Consider the following 21,813-nt stretch of genomic DNA (forward strand, 5'->3'; position numbering starts at 1 on the left):
GTGTACTTCACTGACCGCGGCATCGAGGAGCTGGCCGGCCGGCGGGGCGAGGAGGAGGTCTCCCTCGCCTGGCTGGCCGACCAGCTGCAGGCCTTCGTCGACCAGAACCCGGAGTTCGAGGTGCCCGTCGAGCGGCTGGCCACCTGGCTGGCGCGCGGCGGCACCGACGACGATGTCGACTGAGGTCCTCCGGACCTCATCGCGGCCAGGAGCCGTGCCCCGGCTGCGCTGAGCCGTTGGGCGACGACGCGCGGAGGAGCCTGCGGCCCCGTCCCCGCGTCGCGCACCTCGCCGGGGCGGCTTCCGTCAGCAGGCGGATCGCGGTCGCGTTGGCGCGCCTACCTGGTGATCAGACGGACGCGCAGGACGCTGCGTACGTGCTCGGTCACTCGCATGCCCTGTCCGGACTGGCCGTCGGGGCCGCCACGCTGCCGTGGGCGCCGGTCACCGGCACCGTCGCCCAGGTCGCGTGGGTCTCGGCGGTCGGCGGCTTCGCCATGCTGCCGGACCTGGACCAGAGCGGCTCCACCATCTCCCGGATGTGGGGACCGCTGACCGACGTCCCGTCCGGGCTGGTGAACGCCGTCACCGGCGGCCACCGGTGGGGCACCCACGACGCCGTCCTGGGCCCGCTGGTCTTCGGCGTGCTCGCCACCGCGGCCGCCTGGAACCACTGGTCCAGCCTGCTGCTGCTGGCCCTCGCGATCGGGCTGGCGCTGCGCGCGCTGCACTTCGTGATCCCCGGGCGGGCGGAGAACACCGTCGTCGGCAACCTGCTGCTGTCCTGGGCCGGGGCCTGGCTGCTGCTGGCGCACAGCCCCAGCCCGGTGTGGCTCCCGTGGGCCGTCGCCGTCGGGGTGCTCACCCACATCGCCGGCGACTTCCTGACCAAGGAGGGGGTGCCCGTGCCGGTGTTCTGGCTCGTCCGCCGCAGCCGGCTGTCCCCCATCCACCTGCGCACCGGGGCGTTCGTGGAGAAGGCGGTGCTCGTGCCGCTGTTCGTCGTCGCCACCGTCGCGTTCCTGCTGGCGAACACCGGCGCCCGGCAGTTCGTCGACCCGCTCCTGCAGCAGCTGGGCTGAGCCCAGCCACGGCGGTGGCGACCCGGCGAACCGGTCGGTGGTGCTCCGCCGCACTGCGCTCATGGTCTGCGGGGTGGAGGTCAGCCGTCCCGCGCGGGCGGCCCGGGCAGCCGGTGTGGCGAGGGCCACAGCCGGGCCACCACCCGCCCGACGACGACCGCGGGGCCGAACGCCCGGCTGTCGTCGGTGACTCCCGGGTTGTCCCCCTCCACCCAGTGCCCGCCCTCGACGGCGCGCACCACCCGTTTGACGACGAGCAGCTCGGGACGGCGGGGGAACCGGGCCAGGACGACGTCGCCCGGTCGCACTGCGTCACCGGCCGCCACCCGGCGGACCAGCAGCCGGTCGCCGTGCCGCACCGACGGCGACATCGACGGACCGGCGACCCGGGCCAGCACCCACCGCGTGTCCAGCCGCCCCGGGTGTCCACCGTTGGACGTGTTGTCGCTGATCACCGCGAGTAGGGTCGCAGACGAACGTTCCCCACGAACCCGGAGGCACCCCCATGCGTCTGTTCCGCATGTTCTCCGCCGTGGAGGCCACCGCACACTGCGACCTCCCCTGCGGCGTCTACGACCCGGCCCAGGCCCGTATCGAGGCCGAGTCGGTCAAGGCCATCCAGGAGAAGTACCAGGGCAACGAGGACCCGGTCTTCCGGACCCGCGCCATCCTGATCAAGGAAGCCCGCGCCGACCTGGTCAAGCACCACCTGTGGGTGCTCTGGACCGACTACTTCAAGCCCCCCCACTTCGAGAAGTACCCGCAGCTGCACGAGCTGTTCAACAAGGCGACCAAGCAGGCCGGCGCCGCCGGCGGCAAGGGCAGCATGGACCCCGCCGAGGGCCAGAAGCTGCTCGACTACATCGCCGAGATCGACAAGATCTTCTGGGAGACCAAGGCCGCCGCCTGACGAAGGACCCCGTCCTCCTCACCCCTCGCAGGCTCGGGGCGAGCCTCGGGACGGGCCTGACTGCCGGGTCGCCCTCCGGGGCGGCCCGGCAGCGTGCTGTCATGTGCGCTCACCCGGCGACGTCGCGCCCACGCCCGACGTCGGCCAGAGGCTCGGCTCGGAGGACATCGTGATCGACGTCGGCCAACTGCTGGAGAAGGTCGAGACCGCCGCGCCGATCGACGCGGTGGAGGCGGTCGCCGCTGCCCTCGGCGAGATGCTCGAGGCCACCACGGTGACCTTGCTGATCGCGGACTTCACCGGCCGGGCCGTCGTCCGGCTGACCTCCGCCGAGCTCGTGGACGGCGCGCGAGGACGCGGGATCGAGCAAGCCGAGACGCTCCCGCTGGCCGGCACCGTGTACGACCAGGTGCTGCGGACGCAGGAGGCCGACGTCCGGGCGGACGGCGACGGCGCCGTGATGGTGGTGCCGGTGACCGACCGCGGCGACGCGATCGGCGTGATCGAGCTCGCCCTCCCGCGGTACCCCTCCGCCAAGGAGGTGGCCGACGTCCGCAGCGCCGCGCATGCGCTCGCCTACGTCGTCATCGCCGCCCGCCGGCACACCGACGTCTTCGAGTGGGGGCAACGCTCCGCCCCGTTCGCGTTGGCCGCGGAGATCCAGCGGCGGCTGCTGCCCGCGTCCTACACCTGCGAGGCCGGCCAGTTCACGCTGGCCGGCTGGTTGGAGCCGGCCAGCTCGGTGGGCGGGGACACCTTCGACTACAACCTGGACCGCGACCACCTGCAGCTGTCGATCACCGACGCCGTCGGCCACCAGGTCGATGCAGCCCTGCTGGCCACCCTGCTGGTCGGCAGTCTGCGCAACGGCCGCCGCGGCGGCATGGACCTCGCCGAGCAGGCCGCGTACGCCAACGACGCCCTCGACCAGCACGCGCCCTCCGGGCAGTTCGTCACCGGACAGCTGATGCGGGTCGACCTGCGCGCCGGTACCGCGGCGATCGTCAACGCCGGACACGTCCTCCCGCTGCGGCTCCGGAACGGCCGGGTGGAGGAGGTGCAGCTGCGCATCGAGCCGCCCTTCGGCGTCGTGCCCGGGAAGACCTTCGAGGTCCAGCCCTTCTCGCTGGAGCCAGGCGACCGGATCGTGTTCCTCACCGACGGCATGCAGGAACGCAACGCGGTCCGGCTCGACGTCGCCCGGGCCATGGCCGACACCGCGGACCTGCACCCACGGGAGGTCGTCCACGCCCTCGGCGCCGCGATCCTCGAGGAGACCGGCGGTGATCTCCGCGACGACGCCACGATGATCTGCCTGGACTGGTACGGCGGCCCACCGAGGGGGCGCACCACCGAGCAGGGCGCCGATCCCGGCCGCGCCTCGCCCCCGGCCTGAGCCGGATGTCGGGCTCTGCCCGCCGGTCCCGGTAACCTCGTCCTGCGATGCGCATCGACCGGGCCGGCTGGCCCTTCCTCGTCGTCCCGCTCGGCCCCGCCGCTGTCCTCGCGGCACTGGGGCGGGTGGGCGGCCCCCGCTGGGCACGCCTGGCGGCCTGGCCCTTCCTGGCCCTGTCCGCCTACATGGCGCTGTTCTTCCGCGACCCGCAGCGGCGCTGCGACGTCGTCCCGCCGTCGTCCGACGAGGTGCTCGCCCCCGCCGACGGCGTGGTGATGGTGGCCGGGGAGCCGCAGCCCGGGGTCGCCCCCGAGGGCGACTGGCAGCAGGTGAGCGTCTTCCTCTCCGTGGTCGACGTGCACGTCAACCGCGCGCCCTACCGCGGCCGGATCAGCGAGTACAGCTACCAGCCGGGCAGCTTCCTCGCCGCCTACCGCAAGGAGAGCGCGCACCGGAACGAGCGGAGCGAGCTGTGGGTCCGCGACGGCGACCGGACCGTGGTGTTCCGCCAGATCGTCGGTGTGCTCGCCCGGCGGATCGTGACCCGGGTGGGCGTCGGCGCCCAGGTGGCCACCGGAGAGCGCATCGGCCTGATGAAGTTCGGCTCGCGGATGGACGTCTTCGTCCCCCGCGGGTGCACCGTCACCGTCGCGCAGGGGCAGCGGGTGCGGGGCGGCGAGACCGTCATCGCCCGCTGGTCCGCACCGCACTGAGGGGTCGGCGGATGCCGGGCAGGCGCACGACCACCGTGGAGTTCGTCCGGGGATCGGTCCGGGGCGGACGGCGGCGGGCGCGCTCGTGGCTGCCCAGCCTCTTCACGCTCGCCAACATGATGTGCGGGTTCGCCGCGATCCTGGTGGCCTTCCGCGGCCGGTACGAGCTGGCCTGCCTGCTCATCGCCCTGTCGGTCGTCTTCGACATCGCCGACGGCGCGGTCGCCCGGCTGGTCGGCGCGGTCTCCCCCTTCGGCCTGCAGTTCGACTCGCTGGCCGACCTGGTCTCCTTCGGCCTCGCGCCGGCCCTGCTGGTGTTTGCGCTGTTCTCCGACGGCCGGGACTCCCTCGACGCGCTGGGCTGGATCGCCTGCTTCCTGTGGCTGGCGTGCGCGGCGATCCGGCTGGCCCGGTTCAACACCACGATCGACCCGACCGCCGACAAGCGGTACTTCACCGGGCTGCCGAGCCCGGGGGCCGCCGGGGTGGTGCTGGCCAGCGTCTTCGCCTTCGCCGACCTGATGCAGGGCCGCGACCGGCTGTGGATGCTGCTGGTCGTCGTCGTCCCGGGGCTGCTGATGGTCAGCAACGTCCGGTACCGCTCGTTCCGCTCGCTGGTCAGCCCGAAGAGCGGCAAGCCCTACGGTCTGGTCGGCACGGTGCTGCTGGTCCTCGCCGGCCTGCTCACCGTGCCGGAGGTGACCTGCTGCGTGGTGGCCTACAGCTACCTGGTCTCGCCGCTGGTCATCCCGCTGCTGACCCCGCTGGCGCGGCTGGTCCCGGCGCGGGTCAAGGAGGTGCTGTCGTGACCGTGCGGCGGGTGCGCCCGGACGACGTCCCGACGGTGCTGGGCCTGGTGCGCGAGCTGGCCGCCTACGAGCAGGCCGAGCACGAGGCGCAGATGACGGCGGAGCAGCTGCACGGCGCGCTGTTCGGCCCGACGCCGTCGGTGTTCGGCCACGTCGCGCTGGCCGGGGACGAGATCGCGGGCTTCGCGCTGTGGTTCCTCACCTTCTCGACCTGGCGCGGCACGCACGGCATCCACCTGGAGGACCTCTTCGTCTCCCCCGACCACCGCGGCACGGGCCTGGGCCGGGAGCTGCTGCGCACCCTCGCGCAGGAGTGCACCGACCGGGGCTTCGCCCGGCTGGAGTGGTCGGTGCTGGACTGGAACACCCCGTCGATCGACTTCTACAGAGCCGCCGGCGCGGTGCCGATGGACGGGTGGACGGTCTTCCGGCTGTCCGACGACGCCCTGACCCGGTTCGCCGCCGACCGGCGCTGACCCGAGCACCCTGACCCGAGCACCCTGACCCGAACACCCACCTGAGCACCTGACATCGAGGAGACCGACGGCGTGAGCACCGAGCGCGGCGAGTCGCAGTGCTGGCTGACCGACATGGACGGCGTACTGGTGCACGAGGGCAACGCCCTGCCCGGGGCCGCGGACTTCCTGGCCCGGCTGGTGCAGCGCGAGCGCCGGTTCCTGGTGCTCACCAACAACTCGATCTTCACGCCGCGGGACCTCGCTGCGCGGCTCGCGCGCAGCGGCCTCGACGTGCCCGAGGCCGCCATCTGGACCTCGGCCCTGGCGACGGCGGACTTCCTCGCCTCGCAGCTGCCGGGCGGCTCGGCCTACGTCATCGGCGAGGCCGGCCTGACGACCGCCCTGCACGAGGCGGGCTACACGCTCACCGACACCGACCCGGACTACGTCGTCCTCGGGGAGACCCGCAACTACTCGTTCGAGGCGATCACCCGGGCCATCCGGCTGGTCGGCGCGGGCGCGCGGTTCATCGCCACCAACCCCGACGTCACCGGGCCCTCCCCCGAGGGCCCGCTGCCGGCCACCGGCTCGGTCGCCGCCCTGATCACCAAGGCGACCGGGGCCGAGCCCTACTTCGTCGGCAAGCCCAACCCGATGATGTTCCGCAGCGCGATGAACCGGATCGAGGCGCACTCGGAGTCGACCACCATGATCGGCGACCGGATGGACACCGACGTCGTCGCCGGGATCGAGGCGGGCCTGGACACCATCCTGGTGCTCACCGGCTCGACCCGCGCCGAGGACGTCAGCCGCTTCCCGTTCCGCCCGAGCCGGGTGCTCCCCTCGATCGCCGAGGTCATCGACCTGATCTGACGGCCCCCGTGCAGGGACCCGCCGCGAGCTCGCGAGTGGTGGGGGGCACGGGGGTCCTTCCTCAGCGGTCGAAGAACGCCAGCCGGGCCTCGGGCGTGGCCAGCAGGTAGATCTCCAGTGCGGCGGCCACCAGCAACGGGACGCCGAGCAACGGCCGGTCCGCCTGGGTGACCAGCGACCACCCGAGCACGGCCAGCAGCACCTGCAGCACGATGACCGGTCCGCGGACCCAGCCCGACACCCGCCACAGCCCGATCGCGGCGGCGGTCAGCAGCGCCGCGGCCAGCCCGACGTAGACCACCTCGGCCAGCGCCCGGCCGACGCTGTCCGGCGAGCTGGTGAGCGTCAGGAACAGCAGCACGAGCGCCAGCCCGGTGAGCGCGGCCGCCTCGACCGCGACCACCAGGGCGGCCCGGCGCACGGCCGGCGGCGCCGCCTCCCGGGCGCGCACGGGCCGGGGCGCGGGAGGCTCGGCCGCGCCGCCGAGCAGCCCCTCGGCCCGGGGGCGGCGTCGTGCGGGGACGCCTTCGCCGTTGCCGTCGCCGTTGCTGGGGAGCTGACCTGCCACGGCGCCGAATCTACGCCGGGAGCCGAGCCGAGATCGGCGCTCGCTAGGTTGGCGGCCATGCGTGCGCTGCTCGTGGCGAACCCGGCGGCGACCACCACCACCCGGAAGGTCCGCGACGTCCTCGTCCGGGCGCTGTCCAGCGAGCTGGAGGTCGACCTCGCCGAGACCACCCACCGCGGCCACGCGCGGGAGCTGGCGGCGGGGGCGGCCGCCGACGGCGTCGACGTCCTGGTCACCCTGGGCGGCGACGGCACGGTGAACGAGGCGGCCAACGGGCTGCTCACCGCCGGCCCGGGCCCGCGGGTGCCGACCCTGGCCATCGTCCCCGGCGGCTCGACCAACGTCTTCTCCCGCGCCCTGGGCCACTCCCGGGACCCGGTGGAGGCGACCGGCGAGATCCTCGACTCGATCCGGGCCGGCCGCACCCGGCTGGTGCCGCTGGGCACCGCCTCGGCGCGGATCGGCCCCGGCACCACCGACAGCACCGGCACCGACGGCACCGCCGAGGGCTGGACGACGCCGCGCTGGTTCGTGTTCGCCGCCGGGATGGGCTTCGACGCCGACGTCATCTCGCGGGTGGAGGCGCAGCGGGCGCGCGGACGCCGCTCGACCGGCGGGCTCTACGTCCGGGCCGGGGTGAACGCCTTCGTGCTGGGCCGGGACCGCCGGCGCCCGCCGATGACGCTGGAGCTGCCGGGCGAGCCGCCGGTCGACGGGCTGTTCCTGGCCCTGGTGTCCAACGTCAGCCCGTGGACCTACCTCGGCGCGCGACCCGTCCAGCCCAGCCCCGAGGCCTCGCTGGACGCCGGGCTGGACGTCTTCGCGATGGGCCGGGTCGGCGTCGTCCGGATGCTGCACCACGTGCGCCAGACGATGGCCGACCGACCGGACGCGCGGGGCCGCGGCGTGCACCGCTGGCACGACCTGGCCGGGCTCACGCTGACCTCGACCCGGCCCCAGGGGTGGCAGCTGGACGGCGAGTTCCTGGGCACCACGACCGGGCTGCGGGTCCACTCGGTGCCGGACGCGCTGCGGGTCGTCGTCTGACGAGCAGCCGCCCCCCGGTGCGGTGAGACGACTGTCTCGTGTGTGACCATGGACCGCCCCGGGACGGGACGTCGGGCGCGCTGGGGTGTTGCCAGCGGACGGCCGATCTGATCCGACGAGTGGCGGGGCACGCGCACGCGTGGTGAGCTTCCTCACGAGCCCTCCGGAACGCCGCGACTCTGCTTGACAGTGCGGCGACTCGTGAAAGCATCACAAGCAAGCAACCTGCCGGTAACAAGGCGGGCGATCGCCGCGACACGTGCTGTTCACCGAGCACGTCGACCTGCGGGGGCGGTCCACGGACCGGCGATCACAGCCGACCGCACCACTCACGACCACGAGGAGTACACCGCCATGGACTGGCGCCACCGCGCGCTCTGCCGGGACGAAGACCCAGAGCTCTTCTTCCCGATCGGGACGACAGGCCCTGCGGTCGTGCAGATCGAGCAGGCCAAGGCCGTGTGCCGTCGCTGCCCGGTCATGCAGTCGTGCCTGGAGTGGGCTCTCAGCTCCGGGCAGGACTCCGGCGTCTGGGGCGGCCTGTCCGAGGACGAGCGGCGCGCTCTCAAGCGCCGCACCGCCCGCACCCGGGTCCGCACCGCCTGATCAAGGACCCCGCTGCCCCCCACGCTTCGCACGCTCAGCGCGGGACCCTGCAGCGGGGCCGACAGCGAAGGCCGCCTCGTCCCGAGGCGGCCTTCGCTGTTCTCAGCGTCGGGGGCGGCCGGCGCCGGGGAGGGTGAGGACGGCCTCGGTGCCCTGGCCGCCGCCGGACGGGGGGCCCATCTGCAGCGCACCGTGCAGCTCGCTGGTCACCAGCGTGCGCACGATCTGCAGCCCCAGTCCGGTGCTCGCGGCCGGGTCGAAGTCCGCCGGCAGACCGCGGCCGTCGTCGCGCACCCGGACCACCAGGTCGTCGCCGTCCCGCTCCGCCCCGAGCACGATCGTGCCCGGCTCGCCGTCGGGGAACGCGTGCATGGCCGCGTTCTGCAGCAGTTCGGTCACCGCCATGACCAGCGGCGTCGCCACCGCCGCGGGCAGCTCGCCGAAGGCGCCGTCGCGGGTGAACCGGGCCGGGCGGCCGACCGCGGTCACGTCGCCCAGCATGGGCAGCACCTGGTCGAGCACGTCGTCGACCTCGACGACGTCCTCCCGGCTGCCGGCCAGCGTCTCGTGCACGACCGCGATCGACGCCACCCGGCGGACCGACTCCTCCAGCGCGGCCCGCGCCGCCGGCTCGGTCATCCGGCGGGCCTGCAGCCGGAGCAGCGCCGCGACCGTCTGCAGGTTGTTCTTCACCCGGTGGTGGATCTCCCGGATGGTGGCGTCCTTGGTCATCAGCGCGCGGTCCCGGCGCCGGACGTCGGTCACGTCCCGGACCAGCACCAGCGCGCCCTCCTCGCCCCCGGGGGCCTGCAGCGGCAGCGCGCGCACCAGCATCGTGGCGGCGTCGTTCTCCACGTCCATCGGCTCGGGGAACCGGCCGGCGACCGCGGCGTCGATGCTGGCCGCCACCGCCTCGCCGGCCACCCCGTCGGCGGAGACGCCCCGGGTCACCTCGGCCAGCGCGGAACCGACCACGTCGCCGACCACGCCCATCCGGCGGTAGGCCGACAGCGCGTTGGGGCTGGCGTAGACCGCGCGGCCGGCCGCGTCCAGCCGGACCAGGCCGTCGCCGACCCGCGGGCTCATCTCGGCGTCCTCGAGCATCCTGGGCGGGAACGTGCCGGCGGCGACCATCAGCGACAGGTCCGCGGCGATGTCGAGGTAGGTGAGCTCCAGCGTCGACGGCGAGCGGGTCGCGGCCAGGTTGGTGTCCTTGGCCAGCACGGCCACGACGGTGCCGTCGTGCCGGACCGGCAGGACCTCGCGGCGGCGCGGGGCGGCGCCGGACCAGTCCGGCTCCCCGTCGGTGATCGGCCGCTCCTCCCGGAGGGCCCGGAACAGCGGCTCGGCGGCCTCGCCGGTGGCCTCGGTGCCGATCAGGTCGCCGGGCTGGCTGGTCGGCGCGGTCAGCGGGCGCACCTGCGCTACGCACCACCAGGCGCCGCTCTGCAGCGGCACCCACAGCGTGAGGTCGGCGAAGGCGAGGTCGGCCAGCAGCTGCCAGTCGGCCACCAGGCGCCGCGCGTGGTCGACCTGCGACGGACTCGCCGAGCCCCGGGTGAGACGTTCCGAGAGGCTGCTCATCGTCCCCGGAGCCTAAGGCCTGCCCGGCGGCCCACCCGGGCCTGCTCGGGCGGAGCGGGGCCGGGAGCCGTCACTACGCTGCCCGGGTGACCTCGTGCGCGCTGCGGATCGGGCCGGCCGGGCCGGCGGACTTCGACCGGATCGCCGAGCTGACCGTCGGCGTCTACACCGACGAGGACCTGGTCTCCCCCGGCTACGTGCCGCAGCTGGCCGACGTGGCCGGCCGTGCCGACCGCGCGCAGCTGCTCGTCGCCCGGGACGCCACCGGCCGGGTCGTCGGCAGCGTGGCGCTGGTGCTGTCCGGCGACTTCGGCGAGGTGCTGCGCTCGGCGGACGAGGCGGGGTTCCGGATGCTGGCCGTGGACGTCGCCGCCCGCGGCCGAGGCGTCGGCGAGGCGCTGGTGCGCGACTGCCTGGTCCGGGCCCGGGCCGCCGGCAAGCAGCGGGTGGTGCTCTCCACCGGCGACCGGATGACCGCGGCGCACCGGCTCTACGAGCGGCTGGGCTTCACCCGGCTGCCGGAGCGCGACTGGTCACCGGTGCCCGGCGTCGACCTGCGGGTCTACTCGCTCGACCTCTGCTGAAGCACCCCGCTGCCCCCCACCACCCGCAAGCTCGCGGCGGGCCCCTGCAGCGGGGCCGTCAGGACGCGACGACGGTGGCGATGAGGTCGCCCTCCTGGAGCACCTCGCCCTCCACCACGTGCAGCTCGCCGATGGTGCCGGCGCGCTCGGTGAGCACCGGGATCTCCATCTTCATCGACTCGAGGATCACCAGCGTGTCGCCCGCGGCGACCGCGGCACCGGGCGCCACCAGGACCTTCCACACGCTGGAGACCATCTCGGCGTGGATCTCCTCGACGGCCACCGGTGTCCCCTGTCTGTCGGCTGACCGCCGGAGCCGGCGGTCGGGTCATGATCGCACGCAGTGCCGGGCAGCTCGCATCCCCGCGGTCGCTCAGCTGCCGCCGGGCACCAGCGTCCCGGCGATCCGGCCCAGCACGCCGCACACCACGCTGCCGTCGTGCGGCACGCCGGTCTCCGGCAGGCCGGTGAGCACCTCGGTGGCGGCGCTGGCCGCCCGGGCCGTGCTGGGGGCGCCGGCGCTGACCGTGGCCAGCAGCGCGTCGTACCAGCCGTCCAGCCGGTCACCGGGGTCGTAGCCGCTCACGGCGACCACCTCCGCGCCCAGCAGCGGCCGCCGGCCGCTGCGGGCGGGCACGTCGGGCAGCCGGCCGGTCACCCGCCCGGCGGTGCCGGGGGGCAGCGTGGAGCGCAGCTGCACCGCCACCGCGGCCCGCGGGGTGGGCGGGGTGGCCGGCAGCTCGGCCGGCTGGCCGGAGACGCTGCGCAGGGTCAGCTCGACGGCGTCCACGCTGTGCGCGCGCTCGAGCACCGCCATGTCCAGCGAGAACCCGGCGGAGACCTCGGCGAGCTCGCCGTCCGGGTCGATGCCCACCGTGACCAGCCCCCGCCAGCCCAGCTCGGGGAGCCGGCGGGCGGCGGGCGGCAGCGGCCCCAGCCCGGCCGGCGGGGTCCACGAGACGCGCGGGGTGCCACCGGCGCGGTCGCGCAGCACCGGGGTGACGTGGTGCAGGCCCTCTTCGGTCACCCAGGCCAGGAACCCGCGTTCGCTGGCCGGCTCGACGCCGTCCCCGCCGAGGCGCTCGAGCACGTCCGCGTCCGGGCCCACCCAGAGCAGGCCCGCCTCGACCACCTCGGCGGCCAGCTGGGCGTTGCCGGCCAGCGCCGGCGGCACGGGCAGCACGGCGCTGACCCGGGTGCGGCGGGCGGCCTCGACGATCCGGCGGACGTCCAGGTAGGACTCGGTGGCCGCGGCCGGGCCGAGCAGCACCGACTCGTCGGCCATCCGGACGTGCCGGGCGTCGCGCTCGGACTCCGAGCACACCGCCACCGACTTCACGCCCAGCCGGGCGCACGCCCGGATCACCGCACAGGCCATCGGCCCACGTCCGGCCACCAGCACGCTCTCCACGGCCGTCTGGACCACGTCTCCCCCCGCCCCGGCTGTCGCCGGTCTCGTGCCCGCTGACCCGCGGGAGGCGCCCGCCGGCGTCGTGCACCACCGCACGTACCCGCGCCCGCCCGTGAGACGCTTACCAGGTCAGCTTGGCCGGTGCGCGGGTGCTCCGCATCCTCCACCGGTCCCGATCAGCAGCCGGGTGCGACCCCGGCGGAACCGAGCAGGAGAGGAGGGCAGCGATGTCCAAGCGTGGACGCAAGCGGCGCGCCCGCAAGAAGAGCGGCGCCAACCACGGCAAGCGGCCGAACGCCTGAGGGAGGACCCCCTTGCCCCCCACCGCTCGCAAGCCCGCGGTGGGACCCTGCAAGGGGGCCATCAGGGCCCCTTCAGGCGGTGGGGCGCTCTCCGGGCAGCTCGCTGACCGTCTCGACGCTGGTCCGCTCGACCCACACCTGGGTGCCGTCCTCCTCGAAGGACACGCTGGTCAGCTGGACCTTGATCCGCTCGCGCAGGCCGACCGGCGTGGGGTCACCGCCGCAGCGGCGCCGCACCAGCGCCTTGAACTCCTGCTCGATCCCGAACTGCCGCAGGCACGGCGAGCAGTCCTCGAGGTGCTCGGCGATGACGGCCCGCCGGGCGTCGTCCGTCTCGTGGTCGAGGAACTCGAACACGTGCGAGAGGACGTCGTCGCACGAGCTGATCTCGTCGCCGTGCACCTCGTGAGCGTCGTCGCTCATGAGTGCGCCTCCTCAGCGGTCCCGGCGCGGACGAAGCCGCGCTCGCGGGCGTAGTCGGCCAGCAGCTTCTGCAGACCGCGGCGACCGCGGTGCAGGCGTGACATCACCGTGCCGATGGGCGTGCCCATGATCTCGGCGATCTCCTTGTAGGCGAAGCCCTCGACGTCGGCCAGGTACACCGCGAGCCGGAAGTCCTCCGGCAGCTGCTGCAGGGCCTCCTTGATGTCGGAGTCCGGCAGGTGGTCCAGCGCCTCGATCTCCGCCGAGCGCAGCCCGCTGGAGGTGTGCTCCTCCGCCGCGTAGAGCTGCCAGTCCTGCACCTGCTCGGTGGGGTACTGCTGCGGCTGGCGCTGCTTCTTGCGGTAGCTGTTGATGTAGGTGTTCGTCAGGATCCGGTACAGCCAGGCCTTGAGGTTGGTGCCCTCGGCGAACTGGTGGAACGCGGAGTAGGCCTTGACGAACGTCTCCTGGACGAGGTCCTCGGCGTCGGCGGGGTTGCGGGTCATCCGCAGCGCCGCCGGGTAGAGCTGGTCCAGGTAGGGCAGGGCGTCCCGCTCGAAGCGCGCGTCGCGCTCGGCGCGGCTCTCGGCCTCGGCGGCCCGGCTGCCGTCGGCGCGCGCCTCCGGGGTCTCCTCGGGCGCCGGCACGGCCGTCGCCTCGGCGGGGATGTCGACCACGGGCTCCTCGGGCACCGACCGTCCTCTCTGCGGAGCCCGGGAACGGGGCACCACGACAGTCGATCCTAGCCGGGTGCGGTCCGGCCGGCCGGGGGGACGGTTGCTGGGCGCGGAGCCGCGCGCGGTGCGCGCCGGGGCGCTCGGGACTGTGCTGCTCACACCCCCGTCAACCGCACCCCCCGGGGTCCTGTTCCCCGTGCCGGCAACGCCGTCGCAAGAACCGGTCCGGCGGGCCGGCCGCGGTCTCCTAGGCTGCTGCCCCGTGGCAGCGACCCCGGCGGTGCGGACCCTGGACCAGGCGCGGACGGCGTACTCCCTGCACGAGTACGACCCCGCGGACGGCGGGGACGGGCACGGGTACGGCGAGGTCGCCGTCGCCGCGCTGGGCGCCGACCCGGCCCAGGTGTTCAAGACCCTCGTCGCGCGGGTCGACGGCGCGCTGACCGTGGCCGTCGTCCCGGTGGCCGGGCAGCTGGACCTCAAGGCGCTGGCCGCCGCGGTCGGCGGCCGCAAGGCGGCGATGGCGGACCCGGCCGACGCCGAGCGCAGCAGCGGCTACGTGCGGGGCGGGATCAGCCCGCTGGGCCAGCGCAAGGCGCTGCCGACCGTGGTCGACGAGAGCGCACTGGGCTTCGGCACCGTGATGGTCAGCGCCGGCCGGCGCGGCCTGCAGGTCGAGCTGGCGCCGGCCGACCTGGTCCGGCTCACCCGCGCCCGGACCGCCGACATCGCCCGCTGAGCTCCCGCTGCACCGCCGGCCCGCCGGCTCCGCTCAGCCGTACGGGGTCAGCAGCTGGTCGACCGGCGCGAAGTCGTCGGTGAGCACCTCGGCGTCGCCCACGAAGGCGCGCAGCTCCGCGCCTCCGGCCACCTGCCAGGCGAGGTCCTGGCCGGCCAGCGCCGCCTCGAGGTCGGCGACCGGCAGCGGCCGGTGGGAGGCGACGGCGATGACGTTCCCGCCGTCCTCGCCGGCCAGCACCGGCGCCCGGGCCAGCAGCAGCACCTCGGGGAAGACGTCCTGGAGGGTGGCGAGCTCGGCGCGGACGAAGTCCAGCGGCGGGTGGTCGATGAGGTTCACCGCGTAGACGCCGTCGTCGGTCAGGGCGTCGTCGACCAGCCGCAGCGCCTCGACGGTGGTCAGCTGCCAGGGCACCGACAGCCCGCCGAACGCGTCGCCGACCACGAGGTCCCGCTGCCCGGCCGGCTCGTCCTGCAGGCCGACCCGGGCGTCGCCGACCCGGACCTCGAGGTCCGCGGAGGTCTGCAGACCCAGTTCCTCGCCGTCGATGTCGACCACACCCTGGTCGACCTCGAGCACCCGACCGACCGTGCCCGGCCGGACCTCGGCCAGGTAGCGCGGCAGGGTCAGCCCGCCGCCGCCCAGGTGCAGCGCCGACAGCGGCTCGCCCGCCGGTGCCAGCACCTCGGTGACGGCGGCGACCGCCCGGACGTACTCGAACTCCAGCCGGGTCGGGTCGGCGAGGTCGACGTAGGAGTGCCGCAGGGTGTCGAGCACGAGCACCCGGCCGGTGTCGCCGTCGGCCTCGACCCGGGCGCAGTGGTAGGCGGTCTCGCGCTCGCAGGGCGTCGGCGCGACCGCGGCGAGCACCGGGGTGGCCAGGGCGAGCACGAGCAGCCCGACGGGCAGCCGGCCGGCGACGCCGGGGGCGCGGCGGCGCAGGAGCACGAACAGCACCAGGCCGGCCAGCACGACGACGATCCCGGTGGCGACCAGGATGACGCTGCCCGGCAGCACGGCGACCAGCACGAAGCCGGTGGCGAAGGTCGCGACGATCCCGCCGAGGGTGCCGATGCCGGACAGCCGGCCGACCACCGAGCCGGTCTCGGACAGGCTGCCCAGCTGCAGCGCGACGACCATCGGCGGCACCGCCGACAGCAGCGCCGCCGGCACGACGACGGCGACGGCGGCCAGCAGCAGGACGTTGCCCGAGGCGGCCCCGGTGAGCAGCGACCCGGCGAAGCGGACCAGCGGCAGCACCGCCACCACCAGGGCGCCGCCGGCGACGAGCAGCGGGGCGATCAGCCGCCGCGGGTCGGTGCGGTCGGCCGCCGCTCCCCCGGCCCAGGCACCGATGGCGATCGCGGCGAGCGCGAAGCCGATGACGGCGGTGCTGGTCTGCAGGGTGATCCCGACGTAGGGCGCGATCAGCCGCAGCCCGACGACCTCGAGCACCAGGACGGACCCGGAGGCCAGGAAGGTGACACCGGCGGCGACCCAGTTCGGCAGGGCGCGCGAGGCGGGGACCGCGGCGGTGTCGGCCACGCTCAGAACAGCGCCGGCTGGTCGGCCGGGGCGCTGACGGACTCCTGGCGGGCGGTGAGCTGCGGGCCGTTGTTGGCCACGTTGCCCACGGCGGCGCCGACCGGCCGGATCTCCAGCCGCTCGACGACCTCGGGCGGGGTGGGCTCGGCGAGCCCGGCGACGTCCTCCTGGGCCGGGTCGAGCCAGTCGGTCCAGCGGTCGCGGGGCAGGACGAGCGGCATGCGGGGGTGGACCTCCATCAGTGCGCCGACGGCCGGGGCGGTGACGACGGTGCAGGTGTAGAGCCGGTCGTCGCCGCGGCCCCACACCTCCCAGAGCCCGGCGAAGGCCAGCCCGGAGCCGTCCTCCGGCGTCACGTAGTACGGCTGCTTGCCCGGTGCGTCGTGCTTGGGCGCCCACTCGTACCAGCCGTCGGCGGGGACCAGGCAGCGGCGGGTGGCGGCCGCGGTGCGGAAGGCCGGCTTCTCGGTCAGCGACTCGACCCGGGCGTTGAGCATCCGGTTGCCGATCGAGGCGTCCTTGGCCCAGGACGGCACCAGCCCCCACCGGACCGCCCGCAGCTCACGGTGCCCGCCGCCGGTCAGCGCGCCCTCGGCGTCCCGCTCCTTCTTGTGCCGGACGACGTACACGTCCTTGGTCGGCGCGACGTTGTAGTCGGCCGGCAGCGGCGGCTGGCCCTCGGCGGCCACCGCCTCGAACTCGAGCACCAGGTCCTCCGGACGGCGGCTGGCGGCATAGCGACCACACACGGCGATCTCCTCCCGGACGGACGACGGGTCGAGCTTAGAAGGGCGGTGCGGCCGCCGTTGTGCGCTCATGGCTGCCTCAGCGCCGGGGAGGCAGCAGTTCGCGCACAACGGCGGCGCGGGCGCTGCCCGGGCTGCGGACCGGGTGTGGGCAGGGGTATGACGGGGAGGACCGGAACACGAGCGACGGAGGGCACGACGACGTGACGACCACCCAGGCTCCCCCACCCGAGCAGCCGAAGACCGCGAGCGACACCGGCGAGCGCCGCTACGCGACGGTCAACCCCTACACCGGGCAGACCGAGCAGGAGTTCCCCTTCCTGGAGACCAGCGAGGTCGACGGCGTCGTCGAGCGCGCGCACGAGGCGTTCCTCGACTGGCGCCGGCGGACCGTCGAGGAGCGCGCCGCGGTGGTGAAGCAGGCCGCCGCGCTGATGCGGGAGCGGCAGGACGAGTTCGCCGCGCTGATCACCAAGGAGATGGGCAAGCGCATCCAGGAGGCGGCCGGCGAGGTGCAGCTGGCCGCCGCGATCCTGGACTACTACGGCGACAACGGCCCGCGGTTCCTGGAGCCGAGGCCGATCGACGTCATGGCCGGCGAGGCGGTCGTGGTGAACGAGCCGACCGGCGTCCTGCTGGCCATCGAGCCGTGGAACTACCCGCTCTACCAGGTGGTGCGGGTGGCCGGGCCGAACCTGACGCTGGGCAACACCATCCTGCTCAAGCACGCGGAGAACAACCCGCAGTGCGCGCTCGCGCTGGAGCGGCTGTTCCGTGACGCCGGCGCCCCCGAGGGGGTCTACACGAACCTCTTCCTGCGGATCGCCGACGTCGAGCAGGTCATCGCGCACCGGGCCGTGCAGGGCGTGACGCTCACCGGCAGCGAGCGGGCCGGCAGCAGCGTCGCCACCCTCGCCGGCAAGCACCTCAAGAAGTCGGTGCTCGAGCTCGGCGGCAGCGACCCGTTCATCGTGCTCGACGCCCCCGACGTGGGGCGCACCGTCAAGGCCGCGACCATGGCCCGGATGGCCAACACCGGCCAGGCCTGCATCGCCGCCAAGCGGATCATCGTGCTGGACGACGTCTACGACGAGGTCGTGGACGGCCTGCAGCAGGCCTTCGCCGGCTTCAGCCCGGGCGACCCGGCCGACCCCGCGACGACGCTGGGCCCGCTGTCGACCGAGCGGGCGGCGCAGGACCTGGCCGCGCAGATCCAGGACGCCGTCGACAAGGGCGCGACCGTGCTGGCCGGCGGGGGCCGTCCCGAGCACGACGGCGCCTTCGTCGAGGCGACCCTGCTGGCCGACGTCACCCCGGAGATGCGCGCCTACCACGAGGAGCTGTTCGGGCCGGCGGCCGTCGTCTACCGGGCCAAGGACGCCGACGAGGCCGTGGCGCTCGCCAACGACAGCGACTTCGGGCTCTCCGCGGCCGTCTACAGCGGCGACACCGACCGGGCCCGCGAGGTCGCCGACCGGCTGGAGTCCGGGATGGTGTGGATCAACCAGCCGTCCGGCTCCTCCCCCGAGCTGCCGTTCGGCGGGGTGAAGCGGTCGGGCTACGGTCGCGAGCTCTCCGAGCTGGGCATGTTCGAGTTCGCCAACCGCCGGCTGGTGCGCACGATGCCGGCGAAGAAGCAGGCGGCACCGGCCCAGCACACCGGAGGCTGACGCCCCGGTGAGCATCGCAGGGAGCGCCAGCGACCGAGGAGCGGAGCCGGGGCGGAAGCCGACCCACGGCCCGGAGGCTGACGCCCCGGTGAGCATCGCAGGGAGCGCCAGCGACCGAGGAGCGGAGCCGGGGCGGAAGCCGACCCACGGCCCGGAGGCTGACGCCCCGGTGAGCATCGCAGGGAGCGCCAGCGACCGAGGAGCGGAGCCGGGGCGGGAGCCGACCCCACGGCCCGGAGGCTGACGCAGCGGCTCCGGGCGCTGTGCGGCAGCGCCCGGGGCTGCCATCCTCCGTCCATGAGGTTCGCCACGACCGTCGAGCTGGGCGGTAAGACCGCCACCGGCATGGAGGTCCCCCCGGAGGTCGTCGAGGCGCTGGGCGCGGGGCGCAAGCCCGCCGTCCGGGTGACCGTCGGCGGCCACACCTACCGCAGCACCGTCGCGACGATGGGCGGCCGCTTCCTGCTGCCGCTGAGCGCGGAGAACCGCGCCGCCGCCGGGGTCGCGGCCGGCGACCCGGTGGAGGTCGACGTCGAGCTGGACGACGCCCCGCGGGTGGTCGAGGTCCCGGCCGACCTGGCTGCTGCGCTGGACGCCGACCCCGCCGCCCGCGCCCGCTTCGACGCACTCTCCTACAGCGCGCAGCGCCGGCACGTGCTCGCGGTCGAGGGCGCGAAGGCCGAGGCGACCCGGCAGCGGCGGGTCGCCGCCGCCGTCACGGCACTGGCCGAGGAGGCCGGCAGGGCAGGATGAGCGCCATGGTCGAGGTCTGGCAGGCGCCGTTCTCCCGCACGCCGGTGGACGCCGTCGTCGCCCTGCCCGGCTCCAAGTCGCTCACCGCACGCGCCCTGGTCCTCGCCGCGCTCGCCGACGGCCCGAGCCGGCTGGTGCGGCCGCTGCGCGCCCGGGACACCGACCTGATGGCCGCGGGGCTGCGCGCCCTGGGCGTGCAGGTCGCCGAGGACGGCGCGGACTGGCTGGTGACCCCTGGCGAGCTGCGCGGGCCCGCGGACGTCGACGCCGGGCTGGCCGGCACGGTGCTGCGCTTCCTGCCGCCGGTCGCCGCGCTGGCCACCGGGCCGGTGCGGCTGGACGGCGACCCGCGGCTGCGCGACCGGCCGAACGCCGGCCTGATCGCCGGGCTGCGCGCCGCCGGGGTGGCGGTCGACGACGACGGCCGGGGCCGCGCGCCGTTCACCGTGCACGGCACCGGGTCGGTCCGCGGCGGCGCCGTGACCGTCGACGCCAGCGAGTCCAGCCAGGTCGTCTCCGGGCTGCTGCTGGCCGCCGCCCGCTTCGACGAGGGGCTGGACCTGGCGCTGACCGGCGGCGTCCCGTCGATGCCGCACGTGGAGATGACCGTGCGCACGCTGACCGAGCACGGCGGCACCGTCACCACGACCGACCGCGGCTGGCGGGTGGCCCCCGGCCCGATCACCGCCCTGGACCGGGTGCTCGAGCCCGACCTCTCCAACGCCGCCCCGTTCCTCGCCGCGGCGCTGGTGACCGGCGGCCGGGTGACCGTCCGCGACTGGCCGGCCGACACCACCCAGCCCGGCGCCCAGCTGGACCGGCTGCTGGCCGCCATGGGCGCCGGCGTCGAGCGGACCGCCGACGGCCTGCAGGTGACCGGCGGCGACCGGATCGCACCGCTGGACGCCGACCTCGGCGACGTCGGTGAGCTGACCCCGGTGCTCGCCGCGCTGTGCGCCCTGGCCGACGGCCCGTCCCGGCTGACCGGGATCGCCCACCTGCGCGGCCACGAGACCGACCGGCTGCAGGCGCTCGACGAGGTGCTCACCGCGGTCGGTGCGACGGTGCAGCAGCTCCCCGACGGCCTGGTGGTCACCCCCGGGCCGGGCCGCCCGGCGCGGCTGGACTCCTACGCCGACCACCGGATGGTGCACGCCGCGGCCCTGCTCGGGCTGGCGATCGAGGGCGTCGAGGTCAGCGACCCGGGCGCGGTGTCCAAGACGCTGCCGGACTTCCGCGAACGGTGGGCGGGGTTGCTCGGCGCGCCCGCGGGGGTGGCCCGGTGAGCCGCCGGATGGACAGCCGCTCGGACGAGGACGACGTCCGGGTCCGGGCCTCGCGGCACGGGTCGCGCCCCCGCACCCGCACCCGTCCGGCGCACGAGGAGGCCGTCCCCGGGCTGGTGATCGCCGTCGACCGCGGCCGGATGACGGTGCGCGTCGAGGGGCCGGACGGCGCCCCGGTCGAGGTCACCACGATGCGCGCCCGGGAGCTGGGCAAGCACGGCGTGGTGGTCGGCGACCGGGTGCGGGTGGTCGGCGACACCTCCGGCCGGACCGACAGCCTGGCCCGGATCGTCACCATCGCCGACCGGGTCACCTCGCTGCGCCGCACCGCCGACGACACCGACCCCACCGAGCGGATCGTGGTGGCCAACGCCGACCAGCTCGTGGTGGTCACCTCGATCGCCGACCCCGAGCCGGCGCTCGGCTTCCTCGACCGGTGCCTGGTCGCGGCCTACTCCGGCGGGCTGTCGCCGCTGCTGGTGCTCACCAAGTCCGACCTGGCCAGCCCGCAGCCGCTGCTGGACCGGTACGCCGGCCTGGACGTCGACGCGGTGCCGATGTCCCGCGAGGCGCCGCTCGACGAGCTGGTGGACCGGCTGCGCGACCGGATGAGCGTGCTCGTCGGGCAGTCCGGCGTGGGCAAGTCGACGCTGTTCAACCGGCTGATCCCCGGCGCCTTCCGGGCGACCGGCGACGTGAGCAAGATCGGCAAGGGCCGGCACACGTCGTCCTCGGCGGTGCTGCTGGACCTGCCCGGCGGCGGCACCCTGATCGACACCCCGGGGATCCGCTCCTTCGGGCTCGCGCACGTGACCGCGTCCGACGTGCTCGCCGCCTTCGACGACCTGGCCGAGGCCGCCGCCGACTGCCCGCCCGGCTGCGGGCACGGCGCCGAGGACCCGGGGTGCGCCCTGGACGCCTGGGCCGCCGCGGGCCCGCCGGCCCGCCTGGAGCGGCTGGGCAGCTTCCGCCGGCTCGTCGCCGCGGTCGGCCAGCTCGGCCCCGGGCACTGAAGAAGGACCCCCTCTCCCCCCACCACTCGCACGCTCGTGGCGGGCCCCTGAGAGGGGGCCTCAGACCTCCACGTAGCCGCCGGACCGCCAGTAGACGCCCGCGGCCCGGCTCAGCAGCCCCTCGTCGACCAGGTACCGGCGCAGCGCGGCGACGTCGGGGTGCCAGGCCGCCAGCAGCGCGTTCACCTCGCGCTCCGGGTAGCGCACGCCGGGCTCGAAGACGTGCACCAGGTGCTCGAGCACCACCCGCCGCTTGGCGTGCTGCGCCGGGATCGAGACCAGCCGGCCCCCGCGCAGGAACGTGCGCAGCACGGTGTCCTCGGCCGGGTCGTCCGACATCCGCTCGACCGGCGGCGCCTGCGCGGCGGCCGCGCGCGCGGCCTCCCCGAAGCGCTCGGTGTGCAGCACCAGGGCGTGACCGTCGCGGTGCACCAGCCCGGCGCGGGCCAGCCGCCGGGCGGCCAGGGCGACGTCCTTGAGGGACAGCCCGGTGGCCTCGGCGACCTCCTCGATCGTGCCGGCGTCCAGGGCGAGCGCGGCCACCACCTTCAACCGCACCGGGTCGGCGAGCAGCCCGGCGATCGTCCCCGCCTCCATGCCCCGACGGTATCTGCGCCC

27 protein-coding genes are annotated in these 21,813 nt (G+C 75.1%); 17 read left to right on the top strand and 10 right to left on the bottom strand.

The window, feature by feature from the left end; translation table 11 throughout:
- A complete protein-coding gene (locus tag HL054_RS15285) occupies positions 1-183 on the top strand; it encodes a DUF6104 family protein (protein ID WP_369139867.1) in 183 nt (60 codons plus the stop codon).
- A gap of 194 nt (positions 184-377) precedes the next feature.
- Positions 378-1,082 (top strand): metal-dependent hydrolase, encoded by a 705-nt coding sequence (locus HL054_RS15290; protein ID WP_369139868.1) that lies wholly within the window; start codon positions 378-380, stop codon positions 1,080-1,082.
- Positions 1,083-1,162: 80 nt separating this feature from the next.
- Here HL054_RS15290 and sodX read toward each other — a convergent pair whose 3' ends face one another.
- Entirely contained in the window at positions 1,163-1,537 is a 375-nt protein-coding gene (gene sodX / locus HL054_RS15295; protein WP_369139869.1) for a nickel-type superoxide dismutase maturation protease, read from the bottom strand.
- Positions 1,538-1,587: 50 nt separating this feature from the next.
- Here sodX and sodN point away from each other — a divergent pair, with 50 nt between their 5' ends.
- The 6 genes from sodN to HL054_RS15325 all read left to right on the top strand — a co-directional run bounded on the left by sodN (position 1,588) and on the right by HL054_RS15325 (position 6,241).
- Positions 1,588-1,992: a superoxide dismutase, Ni gene (sodN, locus tag HL054_RS15300; RefSeq protein WP_369139870.1), complete on the top strand. Its 405-nt coding sequence runs from the start codon at positions 1,588-1,590 to the stop codon at positions 1,990-1,992.
- A 103-nt stretch (positions 1,993-2,095) separates the two neighbouring features.
- Positions 2,096-3,388 (top strand): PP2C family protein-serine/threonine phosphatase, encoded by a 1,293-nt coding sequence (locus HL054_RS15305; RefSeq protein ID WP_369139871.1) that lies wholly within the window; start codon positions 2,096-2,098, stop codon positions 3,386-3,388.
- A 47-nt stretch (positions 3,389-3,435) separates the two neighbouring features.
- Positions 3,436-4,101 carry a phosphatidylserine decarboxylase gene (locus tag HL054_RS15310; RefSeq protein ID WP_369139872.1) on the top strand — a complete coding sequence of 222 codons (666 nt, stop codon included), beginning with the start codon at positions 3,436-3,438 and terminating at the stop codon, positions 4,099-4,101.
- 11 nt (positions 4,102-4,112) lie between these two features.
- The gene (pssA, locus tag HL054_RS15315) at positions 4,113-4,910 is read left to right on the top strand and encodes a CDP-diacylglycerol--serine O-phosphatidyltransferase (protein ID WP_369139873.1); all 798 of its coding nucleotides are present in this window, start codon (positions 4,113-4,115) and stop codon (positions 4,908-4,910) included.
- Entirely contained in the window at positions 4,907-5,386 is a 480-nt protein-coding gene (locus HL054_RS15320; protein WP_369139874.1) for a GNAT family N-acetyltransferase, read from the top strand. The genes pssA and HL054_RS15320 overlap by 4 nt, the downstream gene beginning before the upstream one ends.
- 72 nt (positions 5,387-5,458) lie before the next feature.
- Entirely contained in the window at positions 5,459-6,241 is a 783-nt protein-coding gene (locus HL054_RS15325) for an HAD-IIA family hydrolase (RefSeq protein ID WP_369139875.1), read from the top strand.
- A gap of 61 nt (positions 6,242-6,302) precedes the next feature.
- Here HL054_RS15325 and HL054_RS15330 read toward each other — a convergent pair whose 3' ends face one another.
- Positions 6,303-6,809, bottom strand: a complete 507-nt coding sequence (locus HL054_RS15330; protein WP_369139876.1) for a hypothetical protein — start codon at positions 6,807-6,809, stop codon at positions 6,303-6,305.
- 57 nt (positions 6,810-6,866) lie between these two features.
- On the opposite strand from HL054_RS15330, the gene HL054_RS15335 reads away from it, so the two are divergent.
- Positions 6,867-7,856 (top strand): diacylglycerol/lipid kinase family protein, encoded by a 990-nt coding sequence (locus HL054_RS15335; RefSeq protein WP_369139877.1) that lies wholly within the window; start codon positions 6,867-6,869, stop codon positions 7,854-7,856.
- A 354-nt stretch (positions 7,857-8,210) separates the two neighbouring features.
- On the top strand, positions 8,211-8,462 hold the full coding sequence (locus HL054_RS15340) for a WhiB family transcriptional regulator (RefSeq protein WP_014742526.1): 252 nt from the start codon (positions 8,211-8,213) through the stop codon (positions 8,460-8,462).
- Positions 8,463-8,564: 102 nt separating this feature from the next.
- Here the strand turns inward: HL054_RS15340 and HL054_RS15345 are convergent, their stop codons facing one another.
- The gene (locus HL054_RS15345; protein ID WP_369139878.1) at positions 8,565-10,046 is read right to left on the bottom strand and encodes a sensor histidine kinase; all 1,482 of its coding nucleotides are present in this window, start codon (positions 10,044-10,046) and stop codon (positions 8,565-8,567) included.
- A gap of 86 nt (positions 10,047-10,132) precedes the next feature.
- Here HL054_RS15345 and HL054_RS15350 point away from each other — a divergent pair, with 86 nt between their 5' ends.
- Complete coding sequence (locus HL054_RS15350) at positions 10,133-10,630, top strand: GNAT family N-acetyltransferase (RefSeq protein WP_369139879.1); 498 nt, start codon at positions 10,133-10,135, stop codon at positions 10,628-10,630.
- A gap of 58 nt (positions 10,631-10,688) precedes the next feature.
- Here the strand turns inward: HL054_RS15350 and HL054_RS15355 are convergent, their stop codons facing one another.
- Entirely contained in the window at positions 10,689-10,913 is a 225-nt protein-coding gene (locus HL054_RS15355; protein WP_369139880.1) for a biotin/lipoyl-binding carrier protein, read from the bottom strand.
- Between the two features lie 90 nt (positions 10,914-11,003).
- Positions 11,004-12,056 (bottom strand): biotin carboxylase N-terminal domain-containing protein, encoded by a 1,053-nt coding sequence (locus HL054_RS15360; RefSeq protein ID WP_369139881.1) that lies wholly within the window; start codon positions 12,054-12,056, stop codon positions 11,004-11,006.
- A gap of 212 nt (positions 12,057-12,268) precedes the next feature.
- On the opposite strand from HL054_RS15360, the gene HL054_RS22340 reads away from it, so the two are divergent.
- On the top strand, positions 12,269-12,343 hold the full coding sequence (locus HL054_RS22340; protein ID WP_014742531.1) for a 50S ribosomal protein bL37: 75 nt from the start codon (positions 12,269-12,271) through the stop codon (positions 12,341-12,343).
- Positions 12,344-12,415: 72 nt separating this feature from the next.
- Here HL054_RS22340 and rsrA read toward each other — a convergent pair whose 3' ends face one another.
- Both rsrA and HL054_RS15370 read right to left on the bottom strand, forming a co-directional pair.
- A complete protein-coding gene (rsrA, locus tag HL054_RS15365; protein ID WP_369139882.1) occupies positions 12,416-12,766 on the bottom strand; it encodes a mycothiol system anti-sigma-R factor in 351 nt (116 codons plus the stop codon).
- The gene (locus tag HL054_RS15370) at positions 12,763-13,458 is read right to left on the bottom strand and encodes a sigma-70 family RNA polymerase sigma factor (protein ID WP_369139883.1); all 696 of its coding nucleotides are present in this window, start codon (positions 13,456-13,458) and stop codon (positions 12,763-12,765) included. Before HL054_RS15370 ends, rsrA begins: the two co-directional genes overlap by 4 nt.
- A gap of 247 nt (positions 13,459-13,705) precedes the next feature.
- On the opposite strand from HL054_RS15370, the gene ybaK reads away from it, so the two are divergent.
- Positions 13,706-14,182 carry a Cys-tRNA(Pro) deacylase gene (gene ybaK / locus HL054_RS15375; protein WP_369139884.1) on the top strand — a complete coding sequence of 159 codons (477 nt, stop codon included), beginning with the start codon at positions 13,706-13,708 and terminating at the stop codon, positions 14,180-14,182.
- A gap of 33 nt (positions 14,183-14,215) precedes the next feature.
- Here the strand turns inward: ybaK and HL054_RS15380 are convergent, their stop codons facing one another.
- A complete protein-coding gene (locus tag HL054_RS15380) occupies positions 14,216-15,727 on the bottom strand; it encodes a fused MFS/spermidine synthase (RefSeq protein WP_369139885.1) in 1,512 nt (503 codons plus the stop codon).
- Between the two features lie 2 nt (positions 15,728-15,729).
- Entirely contained in the window at positions 15,730-16,476 is a 747-nt protein-coding gene (locus tag HL054_RS15385; RefSeq protein WP_369139886.1) for an SOS response-associated peptidase, read from the bottom strand.
- Between the two features lie 200 nt (positions 16,477-16,676).
- On the opposite strand from HL054_RS15385, the gene HL054_RS15390 reads away from it, so the two are divergent.
- From HL054_RS15390 to rsgA, 4 genes are all read left to right on the top strand, one after another.
- Complete coding sequence (locus HL054_RS15390; RefSeq protein ID WP_369139887.1) at positions 16,677-18,143, top strand: NAD-dependent succinate-semialdehyde dehydrogenase; 1,467 nt, start codon at positions 16,677-16,679, stop codon at positions 18,141-18,143.
- A gap of 297 nt (positions 18,144-18,440) precedes the next feature.
- Positions 18,441-18,896 carry a YdeI/OmpD-associated family protein gene (locus tag HL054_RS15395; RefSeq protein ID WP_369139888.1) on the top strand — a complete coding sequence of 152 codons (456 nt, stop codon included), beginning with the start codon at positions 18,441-18,443 and terminating at the stop codon, positions 18,894-18,896.
- Complete coding sequence (gene aroA / locus HL054_RS15400; protein ID WP_369139889.1) at positions 18,893-20,182, top strand: 3-phosphoshikimate 1-carboxyvinyltransferase; 1,290 nt, start codon at positions 18,893-18,895, stop codon at positions 20,180-20,182. Before HL054_RS15395 ends, aroA begins: the two co-directional genes overlap by 4 nt.
- The gene (rsgA, locus tag HL054_RS15405; protein ID WP_369139890.1) at positions 20,179-21,195 is read left to right on the top strand and encodes a ribosome small subunit-dependent GTPase A; all 1,017 of its coding nucleotides are present in this window, start codon (positions 20,179-20,181) and stop codon (positions 21,193-21,195) included. The genes aroA and rsgA overlap by 4 nt, the downstream gene beginning before the upstream one ends.
- Before the next feature lie 60 nt (positions 21,196-21,255).
- Here rsgA and HL054_RS15410 read toward each other — a convergent pair whose 3' ends face one another.
- On the bottom strand, positions 21,256-21,792 hold the full coding sequence (locus HL054_RS15410) for a DUF2087 domain-containing protein (protein ID WP_369139891.1): 537 nt from the start codon (positions 21,790-21,792) through the stop codon (positions 21,256-21,258).
- Between the last annotated feature and the right edge of the window lie 21 nt (positions 21,793-21,813).

The organism is Modestobacter versicolor, assembly GCF_041028285.1.
Lineage (GTDB): Bacteria > Actinomycetota > Actinomycetes > Mycobacteriales > Geodermatophilaceae > Modestobacter > Modestobacter versicolor_A.

What these genes read in the sequence shown, in the direction of transcription:
- sodN (WP_369139870.1), top strand. Translation starts at nt 1,588, where the DNA reads ATGCGTCTGTTCCGCATGTTCTCCGCCGTGGAGGCCACCGCACACTGC.
- HL054_RS15310 (WP_369139872.1), top strand. Translation starts at nt 3,436, where the DNA reads ATGCGCATCGACCGGGCCGGCTGGCCCTTCCTCGTCGTCCCGCTCGGC.
- pssA (WP_369139873.1), top strand. Translation starts at nt 4,113, where the DNA reads ATGCCGGGCAGGCGCACGACCACCGTGGAGTTCGTCCGGGGATCGGTC.
- HL054_RS15335 (WP_369139877.1), top strand. Translation starts at nt 6,867, where the DNA reads ATGCGTGCGCTGCTCGTGGCGAACCCGGCGGCGACCACCACCACCCGG.
- HL054_RS15340 (WP_014742526.1), top strand. Translation starts at nt 8,211, where the DNA reads ATGGACTGGCGCCACCGCGCGCTCTGCCGGGACGAAGACCCAGAGCTC.
- HL054_RS15345 (WP_369139878.1), bottom strand. Translation starts at nt 10,046, where the DNA reads ATGAGCAGCCTCTCGGAACGTCTCACCCGGGGCTCGGCGAGTCCGTCG.
- rsrA (WP_369139882.1), bottom strand. Translation starts at nt 12,766, where the DNA reads ATGAGCGACGACGCTCACGAGGTGCACGGCGACGAGATCAGCTCGTGC.
- HL054_RS15395 (WP_369139888.1), top strand. Translation starts at nt 18,441, where the DNA reads ATGAGGTTCGCCACGACCGTCGAGCTGGGCGGTAAGACCGCCACCGGC.
- aroA (WP_369139889.1), top strand. Translation starts at nt 18,893, where the DNA reads ATGAGCGCCATGGTCGAGGTCTGGCAGGCGCCGTTCTCCCGCACGCCG.
- HL054_RS15410 (WP_369139891.1), bottom strand. Translation starts at nt 21,792, where the DNA reads ATGGAGGCGGGGACGATCGCCGGGCTGCTCGCCGACCCGGTGCGGTTG.